The following is a 19,025-nucleotide window of genomic DNA, read 5'->3' as shown; positions in this document are numbered from 1 at the left end:
TCCGGGAGTCCGGCACCGAGCCGGTGGTCCGCGTGATGGTGGAGGCCCCCGACCACGACACCTGCCAGAAGTACGTTTCTCAGGTGGTGGATGTCATCAAGGCACAGGGCTACAGCGTCTGACGCTGAGCCGGAAAGAGAGCGCAGGATGAAGAAGTTCAAACGGATGCTGGCGGGGCTGGCCTGTGTGCTGGCGGTCTGCCTGTGTACCCCCACCGCTTTTGCGGCAAAGGTCATCGTCTATTTTGATGCCAACGGCGGTATCTGTACCTCTGCCGCGGAGCGCACCAATGCCGACGGCCAGCTGACGAGCCTGCCCACCGCCACCATGGAGGGCTATACCTTCGATGGCTGGTACACCACCGGTACGGATGATGTCACCGGTTTTCCCATTGATGTGCAGGTCAAAGCCAACGATACGGCGTTTGGTGCGGATACCACCGTCTATGCCCACTGGTCGGCCAATGGCGGCAGCGCGGAAGTGGTGGAGGAAAAAGAGGTAGACCCGGACACCCTTCTTACAACGATGGGGCTGGCGGCCGGAAGCGTAGTTCTGGTGCTGCTGGCAAGCCTGGCACTTTGAGAGGAGCGGACATGCAGCAGAACTTGAGATTTCCGGCGCAGTGCACCGTCATTCCTGCTGAGGAGCTGGAGCAGATCTCCGGCGGCGCTCCTGCCTGGGTGGGGGAGCTGAAGGATCAGATCCGCCCCTACTGGCAGAAGGCAAAGCCCTATCTGGCCTTTGGCATCGAGTGCGGCAAGGCCTTTGTGCAGGTCATTGCGGCGGCATACAGCATCTACATCTATGGCCGGATCATTCAGGACTCCATGCACGGCATCAAGGACAGCCTGAACTGGTTCAAGGGCCTGAACTGAAAATATCGGGATATGAAACGTCCCCCTGCGCCGTTCGTGGTTTGAACGGTGCAGGGGGACGTTTGTTTGTATCGCTGTCAGGCAGGTTTCTTATCTGCAAGTGCTTTTACTTCGTCGAGAGAAAGCTCTGTACACTCAGCAATCGTTTCCAGATTCAGCTGCCCCAAAGCCAGCATCTTCTTTGCTGTCCGTACAGCCTTTTGATACTCGGCATCTCTTGCGGATTCTCGCGCAACCTCTTCAAATGCTCTGCACATCTGTGATCTCCCTCCTTCGGTTTCTTTCAGATAGCGTACCTCTTTGGCAAGAAGCGGGTTCAACATTTTGTTCGGGTCGGTACAGTTCATGTCATGCATCAAACGTCCAACGGGATGCTCCAAATCACGGAATGCGCCATTCACATAAATGATATGAGCTCCATCACCGAACGCGGTGTGTTGCAGCTCTGTGACGGTTCTCTCTACATGATATAACGGCAGGCCTGCACCATATTTGTCATGCTCAGTGATGAAGATGACATAGGTGTCCACCAATGCGTCAAAATCTTCACCTTTTTCCAGTAACGTCCGGTCGATGACACTGCTGTGGAAGCGCGCCCGGCGGACGCTGGCACCCTTGTCTGCCCGCTGGACCTCGATGTCCAGTACGCGGCCCTCGGTATCTACAGCCCGGATGTCCAATTTGATGGAGCGCTTGGTTGCGCTTTTGTATTCCACCTGAGCCTCGGCGCACTGAACCTTGATGTCGTTGCGCTCAAGAATCGTGCGCAGGATATATTCCACAGGCTCGATTTTTTCATCCAATGCTTCTGAAAAGAAATCATCGTCCATCAGCCGCAGTCCCTTCAGGAGCTCGAGATAATGCTGATACTGGTCCTTCATGGCAGGATACCTCTCTTTATAAGGTGTGCGGCTGTTTCTGATTCTAAATTATCATAATCCTGTTGAAAATGCAAGTAGCAAACCCCTTAGTCATCCGTGCTGTCGAGCTTCAGCACGGCGGTAAAGGCTTCACTGGGCAAGGAGACGCTGCCGAGCTGGCGCATCTTCTTTTTGCCCTCCTTCTGCTTTTCCAGCAGCTTCTTCTTGCGGGAGATATCGCCGCCGTAGCACTTGGCCAGCACGTCCTTGCGCATGGCCTTGACGGTCTCGCGGGCGATGATCTTGCCGCCGATGGCGGCCTGCACCGGGATCTCAAACAGGGTGCGGGGAATGTTATCACGCAGCTTTTCGCAGATGCGGCGGCCCTTGGCGTAGGCGTTGTCCCGGAACACGATCATGGAGAGCGCGTCCACGGGGTCGCCGTTCAGCAGGAAGTCCAGCTTGACCAGATCGCTCTCGCGGTACTCCTTGAACTCGTAGTCGTAGCTGGCGTAACCGCGGCTGCGGCTCTTGATGGCATCGAAGAAGTCGTAGACGATCTCGCCCAGAGGCAGGGCGTAGTGCAGATCCACGCGGACATCGTCCAGATACTTCATGTCGATGAGCACGCCGCGCTTCTGCTGGCACAGATCCATCAGGGCACCCACGTAATCGTTGGGGGTGTAGAGGTGGACATCCACAAAGGGCTCCTCCTGCTTGACGATGTTGGAGGGGTCCGGGTAGCTGGACGGGTTGTCGATCATCTCCACAGTGCCGTCCGTCATGGTCAGGCGGTAGCGGACGCTGGGGGTCGTGGTGATGATATCCAGGTCAAACTCCCGCTCGAGACGCTCGGTGATGATCTCCATGTGGAGCAGGCCCAGGAAGCCGCAGCGGAAGCCAAAGCCCAGAGCGGCACTGGTCTCAAGTTCAAAGGTCAGGGAAGCGTCGTTCAACTGCAGTTTTTCCAGCGCGTCCTTCAGGTCGGGGTACTTGGCACCGTCGGCGGGGTAGATGCCGCAGAACACCATGGGCTTGACCTGACGGTAGCCGGGCAGGGCCTCGGAGGTGGGGCGGTCTGCCAGTGTGACGGTATCGCCCACGCGGGTGTCCTGCACGGTCTTGATGCTGGCGGTCAGGTAGCCGACCTCGCCGGCCTGCAGCTGGCTGCAGGGGGTCAGGCTGGTGGCACCCATGTGGCCCACCTCTACCAGCGTGAACTCTGCCCCGGTGGCCATCATCTTGATGGTGTCGCCGGGCTTGACGGTGCCCTCGAACACGCGGATGTAGACGATAACGCCCTTGTAGCTGTCGTAGATGCTGTCAAAGATCAGGGCCTTGAGGGGAGCGTCCGGGTCGCCGGTGGGGGCGGGAATATCGCTGACCACCCGCTCCAGCACCTGATCGACGTTCAGGCCAGTCTTGGCAGAGACGCGGGGCGCATCCATGCAGGGCAGGCCGATCACATCCTCCACCTCCTGGGCTACTTCGTCCGGGTGGGCGCTGGGCAGGTCGATCTTGTTCAGGATGGGCACCAGCTCCAGATCATGCTCCAGCGCCATGTAAGTGTTGGCCAGCGTCTGGGCCTCCACACCCTGGGTGGCATCCACCACCAGAATGGCACCCTCACAGGCGGCCAGACTGCGGCTGACCTCGTAGGCAAAGTCCACATGGCCCGGGGTGTCGATGAGGTTGAACTCGTAGGTCTTGCCGTCCTTGGCAGTGTAGTTCAGGGTAACGGCGCGGGCCTTGATGGTGATGCCGCGCTCCCGCTCGATGTCCATGTTATCGAGGATCTGATCCTCCATGATGCGCTCGTCCACGCTCTTGGTCAGCTCCAGAATGCGGTCCGACAGGGTGGACTTGCCGTGGTCGATGTGTGCAATGATGCAGAAATTTCGGATGTTGTCTCTTGCCATGTAATTCCTCCGGGAGAGTGTGTTAGTCGTTCAGGATCCAGTCCTCCACGGCAGCGGTCGTGCCGTGTTCCAGATAAACACGGGGCACCCGGCGGGAAACGCCGCAGAGCACCTCGTAGGTGATGGTATCGGTCTTGCGGGCAATGTCCTCCGCACTGTCGCTGACAGTGCCGCCCCACAGGATGGCTTCGTCCCCCTCCTGCACCGTGCCCGGTACAGCGGAGACATCCACCATCATCTGATCCATGCAGACCCGGCCCAGCACCGGGCAGGGTCTGCCGTGGATCTCCACGATGCCCTTGCCGCAGCTGAGCTGGCGGGGGTAGCCATCGGCGTAGCCGGTGCAGAGGGTGGCCACCGGCGTGGGCCGCTCTGCTGTGAACCGGCGGCCATAGCTGGTGGACTGGCCCGGCTGCAGCACCTTGACCATGCTGACCACGGTCTTGAGCTTCATCACCGGGCGGAACAGCCCGAAGCGGACTTCATCGCTGGGGTCAAAGCCGTACAGGATGATGCCGGGGCGGGCCATGCAGTGTGCCCGGGGCAGGCCCTCGGGCCAGTCCGGGTGGAGCATCACACCGGCCGAGTTGTCGCAGTGGACGATGCCGGGCTCGTGCCCGGCTGCCGTCAGGGCGCTGCAGGCCTGCACAAAGAGCCGGTGCTGCTCGGCGGTGTAGGCAATGTTTTCCTCGGCGGTGTCATCGGCCACCGAGAAGTGCTGGAACAGGCCGGTCATTTCCAGGCCGGGCAGGGTGCAGGCGGCGATGGCCTCGGCAATGGCAGCATCAAAATTGGTGCGCAGAGCAAAGCCGATGCGGCCCATGCCGGTATCCACAGCCAGATGCACTTTGACCCGGCCCCCGGCGGCCTGTGCGGCCTCGCTCAGGGCTTTGGCCTGAGGCAGGGAGTAGCAGGCCGCGGTGATATCGTCCCGGATGAGGGCGGCAGCGTATGTGGGCTGCACATGGCCCAGAATGAGGATGGGTAGGGTTTGGCCGCTCCTGCGCAGCTGCAGGGCCTCGGCCAGGCAGCTGACAGCCAGCCAGGAGGCGCCCTCCTGCGCAAAGACCCGGGCGCACTGGACGGCACCGTGGCCGTAGCTGTCGGCCTTGACCACGGCACACAGGGGCAGGCTGCCTGCCCGCTGCTTTACGGTGCGGAAGTTGGCCCGCAGGGCATCGAGATCGATCTCAGCCCAGACGTGTTTTTCAAAGTTCTGCATCTGCATGATGCATTCCCTCCTTTGGGGATGGATTGGATGTGCGTCCTGTATGGACCGGCCGCCAGCCGTCGATGCCGCTCTCCTGCAGAGCATGGAGCGTTTTTTGCCGGAAAGCGTGGTCGGTGCGGCAGCGCTCCCGGACAAAATCCTTGGTCTGCTCCCGCACGGTCACACCGTCGGCGGGACAGCGGCTCTTGACGATGGGGAAGTCCTCCTCCTTTACCGCACAGCGCACCTCGTGTTCGGTGGCCAGCAGCATGGGGCGGATCAGGGTCAGGCCCCGGCGGTCCAGCTGGGTGACTGGGGAGAAGCAGCCAATGCGGCCCTCCCGCCAGAGATTCATGTAAAAGGTCTCGACAGCATCATCGAGGTGGTGGCCCAGTGCTACTTTATTGCAGCCCAGCTCCTGCGCCGCCGTGTGCAGCGCGCCCCGGCGCAGCCTGGCGCAGAGGGAACAGGGGTTCTTTTCCTGTCGGTATTCAAACACGATGGGGCCGATCTCGGTGCGGCGCACCTCGTAGGGGACCTCATACCGGGCGAACAGCGCCGCCAGCGGGCTGTAATCCACAGCCTGGTGGTCAAACTGCGGGTCAAGGGTGACGGCCACGACCTCATAATCAAAGCCGAGGTACCGGCGCAGCTGAGCCAACCCGATGGTCAGGGCCACGCTGTCCTTGCCGCCCGAAACGCCCACCATGATCTTATCACCGGGGGAGATCATCTCGTAATCCTGCACGGCCTTACGCATCAGGCCGCAGAGCCGCTGCATGGCGTGTGGATCACTCATGTCAGGCTCACGCTTTCCACCAGATTGACGATATCGCTGATGGAGGCCAGCTTGGTCAGGCCGGAGACATAGACTACATCGCCGCTGTCGTATTCAATGGTGGCCAGCACGGCGTAGTAGGCCTGGATATCACAGCGCACGGCAGTGACAGTGGCACCCTCCACCTGCAGCTTGACCTTGCGGGGGCTGATGACACCGTAGGCTGCTTTCAGGTCGGCTTCCGACTGGCCGATGAAATCTTCGTAAGTGGCTTTGTCCCCCCGCTGGAACAGCACCACCTGATAGTTGGCGTTGGCACTGTCCTCACCGGAAGCCAGCTGCAGCGCATGGCCCAGCGCAGCATCCTCGGTCATCTGACAGACGGGCCAGACGGCACTTTCGTAATCCACCGAGATGCCATTCTCCGCATCAAAGTGGGTGTCGGGGTTGGCAGGAGTGCGGCGGTTGACGGCCAGCGTCAGCCCAAAGTAGGCCAGCGCACCCAAAAGCACGATCACGCCCATGGCGAGCAGCAGCCTGGAGGCCCGCTGCTGGGAGGAATCCTGCGTGTGAATGTCTTTCGGCATGGGAAAAATCTCCTTTTTACAATATCTTATATAGTATAACACACTCGGCGGCAAAATTGTAGCGCCGCCGGGACAATTTTGCCCCCCGGAGACTGAAAAACTTTTTGAAAATGAGATTTTAGAAAACACGAGATTTCGAGAGAATTCAAGAGATTTTGAGAGGTATAAAAATTTCCGCTGAAAAAATCGCAAAAAGATGTTGACAGGCGCTTTTTTGTGTTGTATACTGACACTCGCGCCCCAAAGGCGCCTGAATCGTACCAAACACTTATCAGGAGGAAATAGATATGAGCACTACTCTCGTAAAGCCCGCTGAAGTCGAGCGCAAGTGGTATCTGCTCGACGCAACCGGCAAGAGCCTGGGTCACGTCGCTGCTGAGGCCGCTGTTCTGCTGCGCGGCAAGCAGAAGGTCAACTACACCCCCAATGTCGATTGCGGCGATTACGTCGTTGTCGTCAACTGCGACAAGGCAGTTCTGACCGGCAAGAAGGCTGAGCAGAAGTTCCACATCACCCACAGCAAGTACATTGGCGGCCTGAAGAAGGTCCAGTACAGCAAGCTGATGGCTGAGAACAGCGACCTGGCTATGACCTACGCTATCAAGGGCATGATCCCTTCCAACACCATCGGTGCTAAGGCTCTGACCCGTCTGCACTGCTACCAGGGTGCCGAGCACGCTCACGCAGCTCAGAAGCCCGAGAAGATCGAGTTCTAAGAAGGAGGCAATCGAACATGTACGAAACCAAACCTTATTTCTACGGCACTGGTCGTCGTAAGGATTCCGTTGCCCGCGTTCGCGTTTACACCGGCACCGGCAAGATCACCATCAACGATCGTGATATCGACAACTACTTCGGTCTGGAGACCCTGAAGCTGATCGTCCGTTCTCCGCTGGTCCTGCTGGGCCTGGAGGGCAAGTACGATGTCGTCGTCCGCGTTTCCGGCGGCGGTGTTTCCGGCCAGGCTGGCGCTATCCGCCACGGCCTGTCCCGCGCCCTGCTGCAGCAGAGCGATGAGAATCGTTCTGTTCTGAAGAAGGCTGGCTTCCTGACCCGCGATCCTCGTATGAAGGAGCGTAAGAAGTACGGCCTCAAAGCCGCTCGTCGCGCACCTCAGTTCAGCAAGCGATAATCTACAGCTTAAAAATGCTAAAAAAGCCCGGAAATACGCTATTTTCCGGGCTTTTTCTATGCCCAAAATTCTGTCTGGACTGTTCGGTTTTGATGGAATTTGAACGGAAATTTATGGGTTTATAGTGGTCAAATTACTGGTGGACAAGCCCATTTTGACCTCTTATGGGTTAAATTACTGGTGGACAATAGGAGCAAATGAAGTCCAATTTTGCCATCGACGGACGAACACATACTTGACCGATTTACATAGAGCCTTGGCTCATTCTTTGAAAACGAGAATGGGTCGAGGCTCTATTTTTTTTCGCCTGAAATCCGGCGAGACAAATTTGAGTAGGAGGTAACAGGTATGACGGATTTCAATCAGAAGACCCATGATACCGATGTGGGTAGTCATGGCGGACAGTCGAGGCAGATGATGGAAGTGTTTGAGAACCAGGAGTTTGGTTCGATCCGGTTGTTACAGGAGGCAGGCAAGACCTTCTTCTGTGCAAGCGACGTGGCGAAAGCGTTGGGGTATGTGAATCCCTACGCCGCAGTGAAACGGCATTGCAGAGGCCCCCTAACGAAACGCGAGGGGGTCGTTCAGAAGGTGAACCAGTATGGGGATGCTGGAGAGCAGGTCGTTGAAATCTCCTTTATCACAGAAGGCGATGTTTACCGGCTGATCGTTCACAGCAAACTGCCATCGGCAGAACGATTTGAACACTGGGTGTTTGATGAAGTTCTCCCTTCTATCCGCAAGCATGGAGTGTATATGAGCGATTCCATTTTGAATCAGGTGATTCAGCATCCGGAGGTCATCTACACCCTGGCACAGGAGCTTGTAGCCGAGAGGGAGCAGCTTGAGGGTATCCGCAAACAGCTGGATGCGGCACAGCCCAAGGCAGACTACTTCGACACCTTTGTGAACTCGGAGGATTGTACCTGCATCAGGAATTTCTGTAAGGAAATCGGAATCCCGGAGAAGACGGCAGTGGCTCTCTTACTGGATCATCGCTATCTGTACCGCAGTCCGAGTGGCTGGCTGATGCCTTTTGCAGATAAATCTGCAAGGGGCTATTTTATTGTCCGGGATTGCTACGGCAGAAGCGGAAAACTGGTGCAGCAGACGAGAGTGACCTGCAAGGGAAAGAATCATCTCTTCAAGTTGTTTAAGAAATGGGGTGTGATCGAATGACGCTTTTTACAGAGGGACGCCTTCAGGCGTTTGAACGCATGATGCAGGATACCGGCAAATACCATCGCCGAGAGGACAGCGAAGATCGTCCGCGCAAATGTCCGAAGAAAAAAGCGGAGCCTGCGAAAAAGGATGGTGAGCACCATGCCGGTATTCAGGGTTGAGAAGAACAGCAATTACACAACAATGTGCAATTACCACCTGCGGGATCAGGGTCTCAGCCTGAAAGGGAAAGGACTTCTCTCCATGCTGCTCAGTTTGCCAGACACATGGAACTATTCGGTACGGGGGTTATCTTCGATTACGCCGGATGGCGTAGATGGAGTGCTTACGGCTCTGAAGGAGCTGGAGCGTCTTGGGTATCTGGAAAGGAACCAGCAGCGTGAGAGTAACGGTCGGATGGGCAGAGCGGAGTATGTGATTTATGAGATGCCAAGGAAAAAGCCGTGTTCGGAATCACCGTGTACGGAAAAGCCGTATGCGGTAAATCCGGATACGGACACACCGGTTACGGAAAATCCCGCGCAATTAAGTACTAATAGAACAAGTACTAAAACAATCAATAAAAGAGAGAAGAAGGAAATCCAACACCGGTATGGCTCATACGAAAATGTCCTTCTTTCTGACACGGAATACGGCAAGCTCCGGCAGGAGTTCCCAGGAGATTATCAGATGCGAGTGGAACGGCTCTCTGAGTATATGGCCTCCACCGGCAGGAGCTACAAAAACCACCTTGCAACAATCCGGAGCTGGGCAAAGAGAGAAAAGCCGAAGTACAACCCGGCAGACTACACATTTGAGGAAGGAGACAGCCTATGAGCGACATGGTGCCTGAAGTTTTGAATGCGGCGTTGGATTCGCTCTTTACGCCGAAAGAACCCGGAGAGCTGGAATACCAGGGCGATGACGGACTGTTGTATTGCAGAAACTGCCATACGCCGGTGCAGTGCAGGGTAAAGCTCTGGGGCAGAGACAAGATTGTTCCCTGCCTTTGCAGATGCCAGCAGGAAGCGATGGCGGAAAAGAAACGCCAGGATGAACTGGTGGAGCGGCAGCGTAAAATCAGGCAGCTGAAAGCAACTGGGATTCAGGAAAAGCATCTTCTGGAATGGAATTTTGGCGTTGCAGAAGACAACAAGGACATCCAGATGGCAAAACGTTATGTGGAGCAGTGGAAAAAGGTCAAGGCTGAAAACCTTGGCCTTTTGTTATGGGGAGATGTCGGAACCGGAAAGTCCTTTGTGGCGGCATGTATAGCAAATGCGCTGCTGGATCAGGGCATTCCGGTTTTGATGACGAATTTCTCCAAAATCCTGAACCAGATGGGTGCCATGTATTCGGAAGAACGATACCGGTATATCGCTTCGTTTTCCAACTATTCTTTGCTGATTCTGGATGATCTGGGAATTGAGCGCAGCACCGAATATGCGCTGGAGCAGGTCTACGCTGTCATTGATGAGCGGTATAAGTCCGGGCTTCCGGTCATTATCACAACCAATCTGAAGATTGCTGAAATCCGCAATCCGCAGGATGTGGTATACGCCCGGATTTACAGCAGGATTCTGGAAATGTGTACGCCGGTGCGAATCAGCGGAGAGGACCGCAGAAAAAGCATTGGAAAAGAAAAACAGCAGGTCGTTAAGGAGGTACTTGATCTATGAAGTGCAAGGCAAAAAAGGCGTTTTTCGCAGGTAAGAATGACATCTATCACCGCTGGAAGGAGGTTAAGAAGCTGAATGGCAAAAGCAAAAACCAGTATTACAACAGAAAACCGCAGTGGCTCAGCTGCCGACGCTGCGGCTAAGGAGCAGTGGACGGAGATGCCGCTTTCAGACCTGCATCCCTTTGAAGGGCATCCCTTTAAGGTGCTGGACGATGAGCTGATGGCACAGACCGTGGAGAGCATCAAGCAGATCGGTGTGGTATCACCGCTGATTGTCCGACCGGACCCGGAAGGCGGATACGAAATCCTTTCGGGACACCGCAGACTTCATGCGGCGCAGCTGGCAGGTTTGGAGACAGTGCCGGTCATCGTTAAGGAAATGGATGATGATGCGGCAATCATCTTTATGGTGGACAGCAACTTGCAGCGGGAAAATATCCTTCCCAGTGAGAGAGCGTTTTCCTACAAGATGAAGTTGGAGGCAATGAAGCATCAGGGGGAACGCGGAGATTTAACTTCGGCCCAAGTTGGGCCGAAGTCGTGGGCAGCTCAGGTTGTAGCTGAAGAAGCTGGTGACAGTAAATCCCAAGTAAAGCGATATATCCGCCTTACAAACCTGATTCCTGAAATTCTGGATATGGTGGATGAGAAGAAAATCGCCTTCAATCCGGCGGTAGAGCTGTCTTATCTGAAACCGTCTGAACAGAAAGAATTTCTGGAGGCAATGGACTATGCACAGGCATCTCCATCCCTGTCGCAGGCGCAGCGGCTGAAAAAACTCTCGCAGGAGGGCGGCTGCACATTGGATGCCATGTGTGAAGTGATGAATGAAATCAAAAAGGATGAGCTTGACCATGTGACGATTAAAAATGAGGTTCTTCGGAAGTATTTCCCGAAATCCTATACGCCGAAGCAGATGCAGGACACGATTATCCGGCTGCTGGAAAAGTGGCAGCGAAGTAAACAACGAGATATGGAACGATGAGAAGGAGATTTTTATGATGATGAACTTTAAGAAGAATCAGAACAACGCAGTGTGCAGCATGGACTGTAAGGACTGCCCGAACGGTGCATCGCAGCCGAATCCGATGGATGATCCCAAGTTTGAGAAGTCCATTGCGATGCTTCATAACTGGGTGATGCTGGAGGCAATCCGTGAAGATCACCCGAAGGAGCGTATTGTGATGGTGATCCTGCCGGGGACTGGCGGCGAACTTCTGACCGAGGCTGGCAGTCGAGACATCTTTGAGGATGTTTACGATGAGATGGAGGCTGATCTGGTGGCAGATGGGGAACTGCTTCTCCATTATGATAAGAGCGATGTGATCGAGACTGACAGAACCCGCTATCTGTTGGGAGCTGCGGAGGTTTCGGAAATCGACCAGAACGGCAACGAATGCAGCATCAATCTGTTTACGCTGGAACGTACCATCGACTATGTGAACGAGAACCTGACGGTGGTTTCCATTGGCGGCGAGTTGGTTCCGGCACTGCGCCTGATCTAAGGAGGCGCCTATGAAGAAATTTGATGTGGAGATTACAGAGACTCTCCAGAGAAAGGTTTCCGTGGAAGCTGCCTCACAGGAAGATGCGGAACGCATGGTGACGCAGGCGTGGAACAATCAGGACTATGTTCTGGATTCCGGCGATTTCACCGGTGTGGATTTCAAGACCGTGGGAGAACATGAATTGGCAGAGACCAGGACAATGGATGTGCTGCTGGTACAGCCCAATGCCTATCCGAAGAAAATCAGTGTTGGCACGGAGCTGGAAGATTTGCAGGCCATGGTCGGCGGCGATATTGAAGTCACCTATCCATTTGAGGATGAAGTGGCCATTATTCTGAATGAATCCGGCAAAATCAATGGTCTGCCGCTGAACCGTGCGATTTACACCGAAGACGGGGATATGCAGGACATTTATGCCGGTGATTTTCTGGTGGTAGGGCTGACAGAGGATGACTTTGGTTCTCTGACTTCGGAGCAGATGCAGAAATTTGAGGAAAAGTTCCATCAGCCCCAGATGTTCGTTCGTATGGGTCGCAGCATCATGGCGATTCCGGTTCCGGATGACATGGTGAAGAAGATGGAGGAAAAGGCTGCAAAGCCCCAAGAAAAGAGCAAACCTGCACCGGACCGGGACAGTTTGTAAGGAAGGAGGCGGAGATTCATGCAGGAAGAAGTTGAAAATCGTACCGTCAATCTGGCAATCAGCACCACGAAATTGACCTTTCGCACCATCGTGAATGGCTATAATGCGTGGAAACGGCACCATCAGGCAAAGGTGGCTCAGAAAACAGCGCAGCTGCCGGTTGGAAAGCAGAGCATCAAAGAACTGATCGGTCAGAATCAGGGAGTCAGCAGTATCCCCATTGAGAAAACGGATTTGAAAGGCTTTGAACAGGTGGCACGGAAATATGGTGTGGATTATGCCATTACGAAAGACCAAAATGTAATGCCACCCAAGTACACGGTGTTCTTTAAGGCGAAGGATGCGGATGCACTGACTTCCGCTTTTGAGGAATTCACCAACCGAAAGCTGAAAACAAAGGAAAAACCGAGTGTTCTGGAGCAGCTTAACAAGCTCAAAGAGCTGGTTGCTGCAATTCTTCCGGATAAGGTTCGCCACAAAAGTCAGGAGCGTGATCTATGAGTAATAAGACAAAGAAGCAGCTGCTCCTGAACCTACCGTACTTCATTGCCGGTCTTGTATGTACCAATCTGGGAGAAGCGTGGAGAATTGCCGAGGGCGCAGACATGTCTGAAAAGCTCCTCGGCTTTCTTTCTGCCCTGGGTGCAGCATTTTCCAACCCGATGCCAAGTCTGCATCCGATGGATTTGCTGATTGGTGTGTGCTGCGGAGCGGGTTTGCGGCTTGCTGTGTACCTGAAAGGCAAAAATGCCAAGAAATATCGCCATGGCATGGAGTATGGCTCTGCTCGTTGGGGTACGCAGAAAGACATCGAACCGTTTGAAGATCCAGTGTTTGCAAACAATGTGATTCTGACCCGGACGGAGCGGCTGATGATGGGCAACCGCCCGAAGAATCCGGCAAATGCCCGAAACAAAAACGTGCTGGTGGTGGGCGGCTCCGGCAGCGGCAAGACCCGGTTTTGGCTTAAACCCAATCTTTTACAATGCCACAGTTCCTATGTGGTCACTGACCCGAAAGGCGATATCGTAATCGACTGCGGCCAAGCCCTTTTGAAGAACGGATACAGTATCCGGATTTTCAATACTATCAATTTCAGAAAGTCGATGCATTATAATCCCTTCGCGTATATTCACAGCGAAAAGGATATTTTGAAGCTGACCACAACCCTCATTGCCAACACCAAAGGGGACGGCAAGGCCGGTGACGAATTCTGGACGAAGGCAGAGACCTTGCTGTATTGTGCTTTGATTGGTTATATCCACTATGAGGCACCGCTGGAAGAGCAGAACTTTGCAACGCTGATTGAATTCCTGAATGCGATGGAAGTACGCGAGGATGATGAAACCTTTCAGAATCCAGTGGATCAGATGTTTGAAGCTCTGAAAAAGAAAAAACCGAACCACTTTGCTGTCCGCCAATATGCCAAGTTCAAGCTGGCGGCGGGCAAGACCTTAAAGTCGATTCTGGTGAGCTGCGGCGCACGTCTTGCTCCCTTCGATATTGAGGAAGTCCGTGATATCACTATGTACGATGAGCTGTCGCTGGATACGGTGGGAGATAAGAAAACGGCTCTGTTCCTCATTATGAGCGATACAGACCCGACTTTTAATTTCCTGATTTCCATGATTTACACACAGCTGTTTAACCTGCTGTGCGAAAAAGCGGATGATGTTTACGGCGGCAGACTGCCGGTGCATGTGCGCTGCCTGATTGATGAGTGTGCGAACATTGGTCAGATTCCGAATCTGGAAAAGCTGGTAGCCACCATCCGATCAAGAGAAATCTCGGCGTGTCTGGTGCTTCAGGCACAGAGCCAGTTGAAGGCAATCTACAAGGACAATGCCGATACCATCATCGGCAATATGGATTCTCGTATTTTCCTTGGCGGTTCGGAGCCGACTACGCTAAAAGAGCTGAATCAGGCACTGGGAAAAGAAACGATTGATCTGTACAACACTTCCGATACCAGAGGCAATAGCCCATCTTACGGCACCAATTACCAAAAGGTTGGGCATGACCTGGCTTCGGTGGATGAACTGGCTGTGCTGGATGGCGGAAAGTGCATTTTGCAGCTGCGCGGTGTCAGACCGTTCAAGTCAGATAAATACGATCTGACCCAGCATCCGAACTACAAGCTCACTGCCGGTGCTGATAAGAAAAACACGTTCAGCATCGAGGCGTTTCTCGATCATCGGCTGAAGCTCAAGCCCGGTGATAAGTACGAAGTGGTTGACGCAGATCATGCCAAGTAAGGTTGCTCTGACGGCGAAGATGTCATGGGTGCGCTGCTGGCAACAGAATAAGAAGAGGCGGCGAGCTGCCGCCTCTTTACATAGCCAGGTTTCTGATTGGGATTGGAAATCTGGCTATATGTTTGCCCATTTGCAGGTGCACATGCAGGGGGATATTCACTATTCATCAGCCCGTAAGGGCGCATTGTACAAGGAGGTACACATTTATGGCATTTTTCAACAGCGCAGTAACCGTTCTTCAGACCCTCGTTATCGCACTGGGTGCCGGCCTCGGCATCTGGGGAGCGATCAACCTGCTGGAGGGTTACGGCAACGACAACCCTGGTGCAAAGTCTCAGGGAATGAAGCAGCTGATGGCTGGCGGCGGCGTGGCACTGATCGGCACGACTCTGGTGCCGCTGCTTTCTGGTCTGTTCGGTTAAGCGAAAACTGTCGGAGCGAAGATTCCGACCGGGCGGCGAAAGCTGCCTGTTACATAGTCAGGTGCAGGCAATCTCCGCAGCTGGCTATTTTCTGCGCTCTCCGGCAGGTGCACATGTTGGAAGTATGACGCAGAACCGCAGTTTAGAATCGCACCGGCTGATAGGCCGGACAAGTTACAGGAGGACAAATCTATGGCGTTTCTTACTACAACTGCATCGGCACTGTCTCTTTTCTCACAGCTGTTCATGCTTCTGTCCCGGATGGCGAAGCTGTTCGGCGTGTTTGCGTAAGAAAGGAGGCGGCTCATGCAGAGTATCCTTGAACAGATCACAGATTGGCTCAAGAGCATGATCATCAGCGGCATCATGGGAAATCTTTCAGGGATGTTCGATTCGGTCAACCAGCAGGTTGGACAGATCGCAGGCGATGTGGGAACCACACCGGCGAACTTTTCACCTGCGGTCTTTTCTATGATCCGCAACATCTCGGAATCCGTGATCCTGCCCATTGCCGGAATGGTGCTGACATTCATCGCCTGTTATGAGCTGATCCAGATGCTTATCGAGCATAACAATCTGGCAAATTTCGAGACCTGGACATTTTTCAAATGGGTCTTTAAGACCTTTCTGGCAGTGACTCTGATCTCGAACACATTCAATATCACGATGGCTGTCTTTGATGTGGCACAGCAAGTGATCTCTCGAAGCGGCGGTCTGATTTCCGGCAGTACGTCCGTCAGTGATGCGACCCTGACAGCAATGCAGGCTACACTGGAAGGAATGGACTTGGGACCGTTGCTGGGACTGTATTTGCAGACCTTTGTGGTTCAGGTCACGATGCTGGCGTTGTCGGCTATCATCTTTGTCATCGTGTATGGCCGAATGGTGGAAATATATCTCATGGTGAGCCTTGCACCGATCCCGTTCGCAACCTTTGGCAACCATGAGCAGAGCCATACCGGTCAAAACTATCTGCGCTCCCTGTTTGCACTGGGATTCCAGGGATTTCTTATCATAATCTGTGTAGGCATCTATGCAGTTCTGATTCAGAACCTGTCCTTTTCGGATAACATTATCAGCAGCATTTGGGGCGTTATGGGTTATACGGTTTTGCTGGCATTTACCCTATTTAAGACGGGAAGCCTCGCGAAATCCGTGTTTGCAGCGCACTAAGGAGAGGAGGAATGATTCATGGCATCTTATATTTCTGTGCCGCGAGACCTTTCAAAGGTCAAAACCAAGGTATTTATGAACCTGACCAAACGGCAGATTCTCTGCTTCGGAGCCGGTGCGCTGATTGGCGTTCCGGTTTTCTTTTTGCTTAAATCCAGCGGGAATCTTAGTCTTGCTGCACTTGGCATGATGGCAGTGATGCTGCCGCTTTTCTTTCTTGCCATGTATGAGAAAGATGGTCAGCCGCTGGAAGTGGTGGCAAAGCACTTCTATGAGGCAAAGTTCAAGCGGCCGAAAACGCGGCCTTACAAAACAAAAAATTACTATGCACTGCTGGTTCAGCAGGCAGACGTGGAAATGGAGGTAAATCGCATTGTTCAAAATTCTCGAAAAGCTGACAGCGAAGAATAAAAAGCAGGAGGACATCCGAATGCCGTCCCATCTGTCAGCCGCAGAGCAGAAACAGGTGCAGATGGTGATCGACCGTGCAAGGGGTGACCGCACGGTTCCGCATTCGGCACAGGAGAGCATTCCTTTTCAGCGGATGTTCCCGGATGGTATCTGCCGTGTGACGGACAACTACTACACCAAAACCATTCAGTTTCAGGACATCAATTATCAGCTGGCACAACAGGAGGATCAGACGGCTATCTTTGAGGAATGGTGCAGCTTCCTAAACTTCTTTGATTCCAGCATCCGCTTTGAGCTTTCTTTTATGAATATGGCTACGGATGCCTCGAATTTTGAGAAGATGGTGCGTATTCCGTACCAGAAGGATCATTTCAATCCGGTGCGCACGGAGTACAGCACCATGCTGCGCCGCCAGCTTGCCCAGGGCAACAACGGCCTGACCAAGACGAAGTATCTGACGTTTGGCATTGAGGCGGAATCCATGAAACAGGCAAAGCCGAGGCTCATTCACATTGAGATCGACCTGATGAACAACTTCAAACGTTTGGGTGTCCAGGCAAAACTGCTGAACGGCAAGGAACGGCTTCATCTGATGCACGATATGTTCCACATGGGTGACCATGACCGATTCAATTTCGATTGGAAATGGCTGCCGGAGAGTGGGCTGTCGGTAAAGGACTTTATTGCTCCGACCGGATTTGCCTTTCCGAAGAACCGGATTTTTCAGATGGGCGGGATGTATGGTTCCATGTCCTATCTCCAGATCACAGCTTCCGACCTTTCGGATCAGCTGCTGAAGGACTTTCTGGATATGGAATCCAGCCAGATCGTGACCATGCACATTCAGTCAGTAGACCAGAATAAAGCAATCAAGTCCATTAAGCACACCATTACGGAGCTGGATCGTTCCAAGATTGAGGAACAGAAGAAAGCAGTCCGTTCCGGATACGATATGGACATCATTCCGTCCGATTTGGCAACTTACGGTAAGGACGCAAAGGCACTGCTGAAGGAATTGCAGAGCCAGAATGAGCGTATGTTCCTGCTGACCTTTCTGGTGATGAACACCGGCGAAACGGAGCAGGAGCTGGAAACCAATGTGTTTCAGGCTTCCAGCATTGCACAAAAGTACAACTGCAACCTGCGCCGTCTGGACTTCCAGCAGGAGCAGGGGCTGATGAGCTGCCTGCCGCTGGCACAGAACCTGATTGAGATTCAGCGCAGCATGACTACCAGCAGCACGGCAATTTTCGTGCCGTTTACCACCCAGGAACTGTTTCAGACCGGGAAAGAGGCTCTGTACTATGGGCTGAATGCTTTGTCCAACAACCTGATTATGGTTGACCGGAAAAAGCTCAAAAACCCCAACGGGCTGATTCTGGGTACCCCCGGTTCCGGTAAATCCTTCTCTGCCAAGAGAGAAATCGCCAATGCGTTCCTGGTGACGGATGACGATGTAATCGTGTGCGATCCCGAAGCTGAGTACACAGCACTGGTGCAGAAATTTGAGGGGCAGGTCATTAAAATCAGCCCTTCCAGCACGCAGTATATCAACCCAATGGACATCAATGCGAACTATTCGGAAGAGGATAATCCGATTGCCCTGAAAGCAGATTTCATCCTGTCCCTGTGTGAGCTGATCGTGGGCGGAAAAGAAGGCTTGCAGCCGGTAGAAAAGACGGTCATCGACCGCTGTGTTCATCAGATTTACCAGACCTATTTTGAACACCCGGTGCCGGAGAACATGCCCGTTTTGCAGGATTTGTACGAAGCTCTGCTCCGGCAGGATGAAAAGGAGGCACACCATGTGGCAACGGCACTGGAAATCTATGTAACCGGTTCTCTGAACCTGTTCAACCACCGCACCAACGTAGATATCAATAACCGGCTGGTCTGCTATGACATCAAGGAGCTGGGCAAGCAGCTGAAAAAGATCGGGATGCTGGTGGTGCAGGATCAGGTCTGGGGGCGTGTGACCGCCAACCGTAATGCCGGTAAAGCCACCCGCTACTATATGGACGAGTTCCATCTGCTTTTGAAAGAAGAGCAGACAGCGGCCTACAGCGTGGAAATCTGGAAGCGATTCCGTAAATGGGGCGGTATTCCCACCGGCATCACCCAGAATGTGAAAGACCTGCTTTCTTCCCGCGAAGTGACGAACATTTTTGAAAACAGCGACTTCATTTATATGCTGAATCAAGCAGCCGGTGATCGTCAGATTCTGGCGGATCAGCTGAATATCAGCCCACATCAGCTGTCCTATGTGACCCACTCCGGTGAAGGCGAAGGACTGCTGTTCTACGGAAATGTGATTTTGCCGTTCGTTGATCGTTTCCCGACCGATCTGGAACTGTACCGGATTATGACGACAAAATTAACCGAAGTGCAGGAAGCGAAGGAGGCGTAAGCG

General features: G+C 53.8%; 23 protein-coding genes. 18 read left to right on the top strand and 5 right to left on the bottom strand.

The genetic code is table 11. The features are described from left to right. The 3 genes from J3352_RS14405 to J3352_RS11835 all read left to right on the top strand — a co-directional run. A partial coding sequence (locus J3352_RS14405; RefSeq protein ID WP_207700514.1) for a hypothetical protein occupies positions 1-122 on the top strand: 122 nt, incomplete at its 5' end. A 25-nt stretch (positions 123-147) separates the two neighbouring features. Then, complete coding sequence (locus tag J3352_RS11840) at positions 148-582, top strand: InlB B-repeat-containing protein (RefSeq protein ID WP_173016522.1); 435 nt, start codon at positions 148-150, stop codon at positions 580-582. Positions 583-593: 11 nt separating this feature from the next. After that, a complete protein-coding gene (locus tag J3352_RS11835; RefSeq protein WP_156067567.1) occupies positions 594-875 on the top strand; it encodes a hypothetical protein in 282 nt (93 codons plus the stop codon). Between the two features lie 77 nt (positions 876-952). Here the strand turns inward: J3352_RS11835 and J3352_RS11830 are convergent, their stop codons facing one another. The 5 genes from J3352_RS11830 to J3352_RS11810 form a co-directional block, all read right to left on the bottom strand. After that, on the bottom strand, positions 953-1,756 hold the full coding sequence (locus J3352_RS11830; protein ID WP_156067569.1) for a PD-(D/E)XK nuclease family transposase: 804 nt from the start codon (positions 1,754-1,756) through the stop codon (positions 953-955). Between the two features lie 86 nt (positions 1,757-1,842). After that, complete coding sequence (gene lepA, locus J3352_RS11825; protein WP_097770166.1) at positions 1,843-3,654, bottom strand: translation elongation factor 4; 1,812 nt, start codon at positions 3,652-3,654, stop codon at positions 1,843-1,845. Between the two features lie 22 nt (positions 3,655-3,676). Then, on the bottom strand, positions 3,677-4,882 hold the full coding sequence (alr, locus tag J3352_RS11820) for an alanine racemase (protein WP_156062066.1): 1,206 nt from the start codon (positions 4,880-4,882) through the stop codon (positions 3,677-3,679). Then, positions 4,863-5,663, bottom strand: a complete 801-nt coding sequence (locus J3352_RS11815) for a tRNA 2-thiocytidine biosynthesis TtcA family protein (RefSeq protein ID WP_097772910.1) — start codon at positions 5,661-5,663, stop codon at positions 4,863-4,865. The genes alr and J3352_RS11815 overlap by 20 nt, the downstream gene beginning before the upstream one ends. Further along, positions 5,660-6,229, bottom strand: a complete 570-nt coding sequence (locus J3352_RS11810) for a hypothetical protein (RefSeq protein ID WP_097772909.1) — start codon at positions 6,227-6,229, stop codon at positions 5,660-5,662. Before J3352_RS11810 ends, J3352_RS11815 begins: the two co-directional genes overlap by 4 nt. A 287-nt stretch (positions 6,230-6,516) precedes the next feature. Between J3352_RS11810 and rplM the strand changes: the two genes are divergently transcribed. The 15 genes from rplM (at position 6,517) to J3352_RS11735 (ending at position 19,022) form a co-directional block, all read left to right on the top strand. Further along, positions 6,517-6,945, top strand: coding sequence for a 50S ribosomal protein L13 (gene rplM / locus J3352_RS11805; protein ID WP_005929998.1), 429 nt, complete (start codon positions 6,517-6,519; stop codon positions 6,943-6,945). A 17-nt stretch (positions 6,946-6,962) separates the two neighbouring features. Further along, on the top strand, positions 6,963-7,361 hold the full coding sequence (rpsI, locus tag J3352_RS11800; RefSeq protein ID WP_005929995.1) for a 30S ribosomal protein S9: 399 nt from the start codon (positions 6,963-6,965) through the stop codon (positions 7,359-7,361). Positions 7,362-7,709: 348 nt separating this feature from the next. Further along, on the top strand, positions 7,710-8,540 hold the full coding sequence (locus J3352_RS11795; RefSeq protein WP_117965691.1) for a phage antirepressor KilAC domain-containing protein: 831 nt from the start codon (positions 7,710-7,712) through the stop codon (positions 8,538-8,540). Next, the gene (locus tag J3352_RS11790) at positions 8,537-8,704 is read left to right on the top strand and encodes a hypothetical protein (RefSeq protein ID WP_009532276.1); all 168 of its coding nucleotides are present in this window, start codon (positions 8,537-8,539) and stop codon (positions 8,702-8,704) included. Before J3352_RS11795 ends, J3352_RS11790 begins: the two co-directional genes overlap by 4 nt. Then, positions 8,685-9,359, top strand: coding sequence for a helix-turn-helix domain-containing protein (locus J3352_RS11785; protein ID WP_005929992.1), 675 nt, complete (start codon positions 8,685-8,687; stop codon positions 9,357-9,359). The genes J3352_RS11790 and J3352_RS11785 overlap by 20 nt, the downstream gene beginning before the upstream one ends. Beyond that, complete coding sequence (locus J3352_RS11780; RefSeq protein ID WP_117965688.1) at positions 9,356-10,201, top strand: ATP-binding protein; 846 nt, start codon at positions 9,356-9,358, stop codon at positions 10,199-10,201. The genes J3352_RS11785 and J3352_RS11780 overlap by 4 nt, the downstream gene beginning before the upstream one ends. Before the next feature lie 75 nt (positions 10,202-10,276). Further along, positions 10,277-11,188 carry a ParB/RepB/Spo0J family partition protein gene (locus J3352_RS11775; RefSeq protein WP_117965685.1) on the top strand — a complete coding sequence of 304 codons (912 nt, stop codon included), beginning with the start codon at positions 10,277-10,279 and terminating at the stop codon, positions 11,186-11,188. 13 nt (positions 11,189-11,201) lie between these two features. Continuing rightward, positions 11,202-11,708 (top strand): hypothetical protein, encoded by a 507-nt coding sequence (locus J3352_RS11770; RefSeq protein ID WP_117965682.1) that lies wholly within the window; start codon positions 11,202-11,204, stop codon positions 11,706-11,708. Positions 11,709-11,718: 10 nt separating this feature from the next. Next, complete coding sequence (locus tag J3352_RS11765) at positions 11,719-12,354, top strand: DUF3846 domain-containing protein (protein ID WP_117965678.1); 636 nt, start codon at positions 11,719-11,721, stop codon at positions 12,352-12,354. An 18-nt stretch (positions 12,355-12,372) separates the two neighbouring features. Then, complete coding sequence (locus tag J3352_RS11760) at positions 12,373-12,855, top strand: PcfB family protein (RefSeq protein WP_097772871.1); 483 nt, start codon at positions 12,373-12,375, stop codon at positions 12,853-12,855. Continuing rightward, the gene (locus tag J3352_RS11755) at positions 12,852-14,609 is read left to right on the top strand and encodes a VirD4-like conjugal transfer protein, CD1115 family (RefSeq protein WP_112120892.1); all 1,758 of its coding nucleotides are present in this window, start codon (positions 12,852-12,854) and stop codon (positions 14,607-14,609) included. The genes J3352_RS11760 and J3352_RS11755 overlap by 4 nt, the downstream gene beginning before the upstream one ends. Positions 14,610-14,815: 206 nt before the next feature. Continuing rightward, positions 14,816-15,031, top strand: coding sequence for a Maff2 family mobile element protein (locus J3352_RS11750; protein ID WP_002576404.1), 216 nt, complete (start codon positions 14,816-14,818; stop codon positions 15,029-15,031). A 306-nt stretch (positions 15,032-15,337) separates the two neighbouring features. Next, positions 15,338-16,204, top strand: a complete 867-nt coding sequence (locus J3352_RS11745) for a VirB6/TrbL-like conjugal transfer protein, CD1112 family (RefSeq protein WP_097772855.1) — start codon at positions 15,338-15,340, stop codon at positions 16,202-16,204. 18 nt (positions 16,205-16,222) lie between these two features. Beyond that, a complete protein-coding gene (locus J3352_RS11740) occupies positions 16,223-16,615 on the top strand; it encodes a PrgI family protein (RefSeq protein WP_002576402.1) in 393 nt (130 codons plus the stop codon). 19 nt (positions 16,616-16,634) lie between these two features. Next, entirely contained in the window at positions 16,635-19,022 is a 2,388-nt protein-coding gene (locus J3352_RS11735; RefSeq protein ID WP_097772854.1) for a VirB4-like conjugal transfer ATPase, CD1110 family, read from the top strand. Positions 19,023-19,025 lie beyond the last annotated feature (3 nt).

This window comes from Faecalibacterium sp. Marseille-Q4164 (genome assembly GCF_017377545.1).
Lineage (GTDB): Bacteria > Bacillota > Clostridia > Oscillospirales > Ruminococcaceae > Faecalibacterium > Faecalibacterium duncaniae.
Note: the sequence above shows the minus strand (reverse complement) of the source record. Positions and strands in the feature narration are given on the sequence as shown.

Excerpts from the sequence above, each read along its gene's own strand:
- J3352_RS11840 (WP_173016522.1), top strand. The coding sequence starts at position 148 with ATGAAGAAGTTCAAACGGATGCTGGCGGGGCTGGCCTGTGTGCTGGCG.
- J3352_RS11835 (WP_156067567.1), top strand. The coding sequence starts at position 594 with ATGCAGCAGAACTTGAGATTTCCGGCGCAGTGCACCGTCATTCCTGCT.
- J3352_RS11830 (WP_156067569.1), bottom strand. The coding sequence starts at position 1,756 with ATGAAGGACCAGTATCAGCATTATCTCGAGCTCCTGAAGGGACTGCGG.
- lepA (WP_097770166.1), bottom strand. The coding sequence starts at position 3,654 with ATGGCAAGAGACAACATCCGAAATTTCTGCATCATTGCACACATCGAC.
- alr (WP_156062066.1), bottom strand. The coding sequence starts at position 4,882 with ATGCAGATGCAGAACTTTGAAAAACACGTCTGGGCTGAGATCGATCTC.
- J3352_RS11815 (WP_097772910.1), bottom strand. The coding sequence starts at position 5,663 with ATGAGTGATCCACACGCCATGCAGCGGCTCTGCGGCCTGATGCGTAAG.
- J3352_RS11810 (WP_097772909.1), bottom strand. The coding sequence starts at position 6,229 with ATGCCGAAAGACATTCACACGCAGGATTCCTCCCAGCAGCGGGCCTCC.
- rplM (WP_005929998.1), top strand. The coding sequence starts at position 6,517 with ATGAGCACTACTCTCGTAAAGCCCGCTGAAGTCGAGCGCAAGTGGTAT.
- rpsI (WP_005929995.1), top strand. The coding sequence starts at position 6,963 with ATGTACGAAACCAAACCTTATTTCTACGGCACTGGTCGTCGTAAGGAT.
- J3352_RS11795 (WP_117965691.1), top strand. The coding sequence starts at position 7,710 with ATGACGGATTTCAATCAGAAGACCCATGATACCGATGTGGGTAGTCAT.
- J3352_RS11790 (WP_009532276.1), top strand. The coding sequence starts at position 8,537 with ATGACGCTTTTTACAGAGGGACGCCTTCAGGCGTTTGAACGCATGATG.
- J3352_RS11785 (WP_005929992.1), top strand. The coding sequence starts at position 8,685 with ATGCCGGTATTCAGGGTTGAGAAGAACAGCAATTACACAACAATGTGC.
- J3352_RS11780 (WP_117965688.1), top strand. The coding sequence starts at position 9,356 with ATGAGCGACATGGTGCCTGAAGTTTTGAATGCGGCGTTGGATTCGCTC.
- J3352_RS11775 (WP_117965685.1), top strand. The coding sequence starts at position 10,277 with ATGGCAAAAGCAAAAACCAGTATTACAACAGAAAACCGCAGTGGCTCA.
- J3352_RS11770 (WP_117965682.1), top strand. The coding sequence starts at position 11,202 with ATGATGATGAACTTTAAGAAGAATCAGAACAACGCAGTGTGCAGCATG.
- J3352_RS11765 (WP_117965678.1), top strand. The coding sequence starts at position 11,719 with ATGAAGAAATTTGATGTGGAGATTACAGAGACTCTCCAGAGAAAGGTT.
- J3352_RS11760 (WP_097772871.1), top strand. The coding sequence starts at position 12,373 with ATGCAGGAAGAAGTTGAAAATCGTACCGTCAATCTGGCAATCAGCACC.
- J3352_RS11755 (WP_112120892.1), top strand. The coding sequence starts at position 12,852 with ATGAGTAATAAGACAAAGAAGCAGCTGCTCCTGAACCTACCGTACTTC.
- J3352_RS11750 (WP_002576404.1), top strand. The coding sequence starts at position 14,816 with ATGGCATTTTTCAACAGCGCAGTAACCGTTCTTCAGACCCTCGTTATC.
- J3352_RS11745 (WP_097772855.1), top strand. The coding sequence starts at position 15,338 with ATGCAGAGTATCCTTGAACAGATCACAGATTGGCTCAAGAGCATGATC.
- J3352_RS11740 (WP_002576402.1), top strand. The coding sequence starts at position 16,223 with ATGGCATCTTATATTTCTGTGCCGCGAGACCTTTCAAAGGTCAAAACC.
- J3352_RS11735 (WP_097772854.1), top strand. The coding sequence starts at position 16,635 with ATGCCGTCCCATCTGTCAGCCGCAGAGCAGAAACAGGTGCAGATGGTG.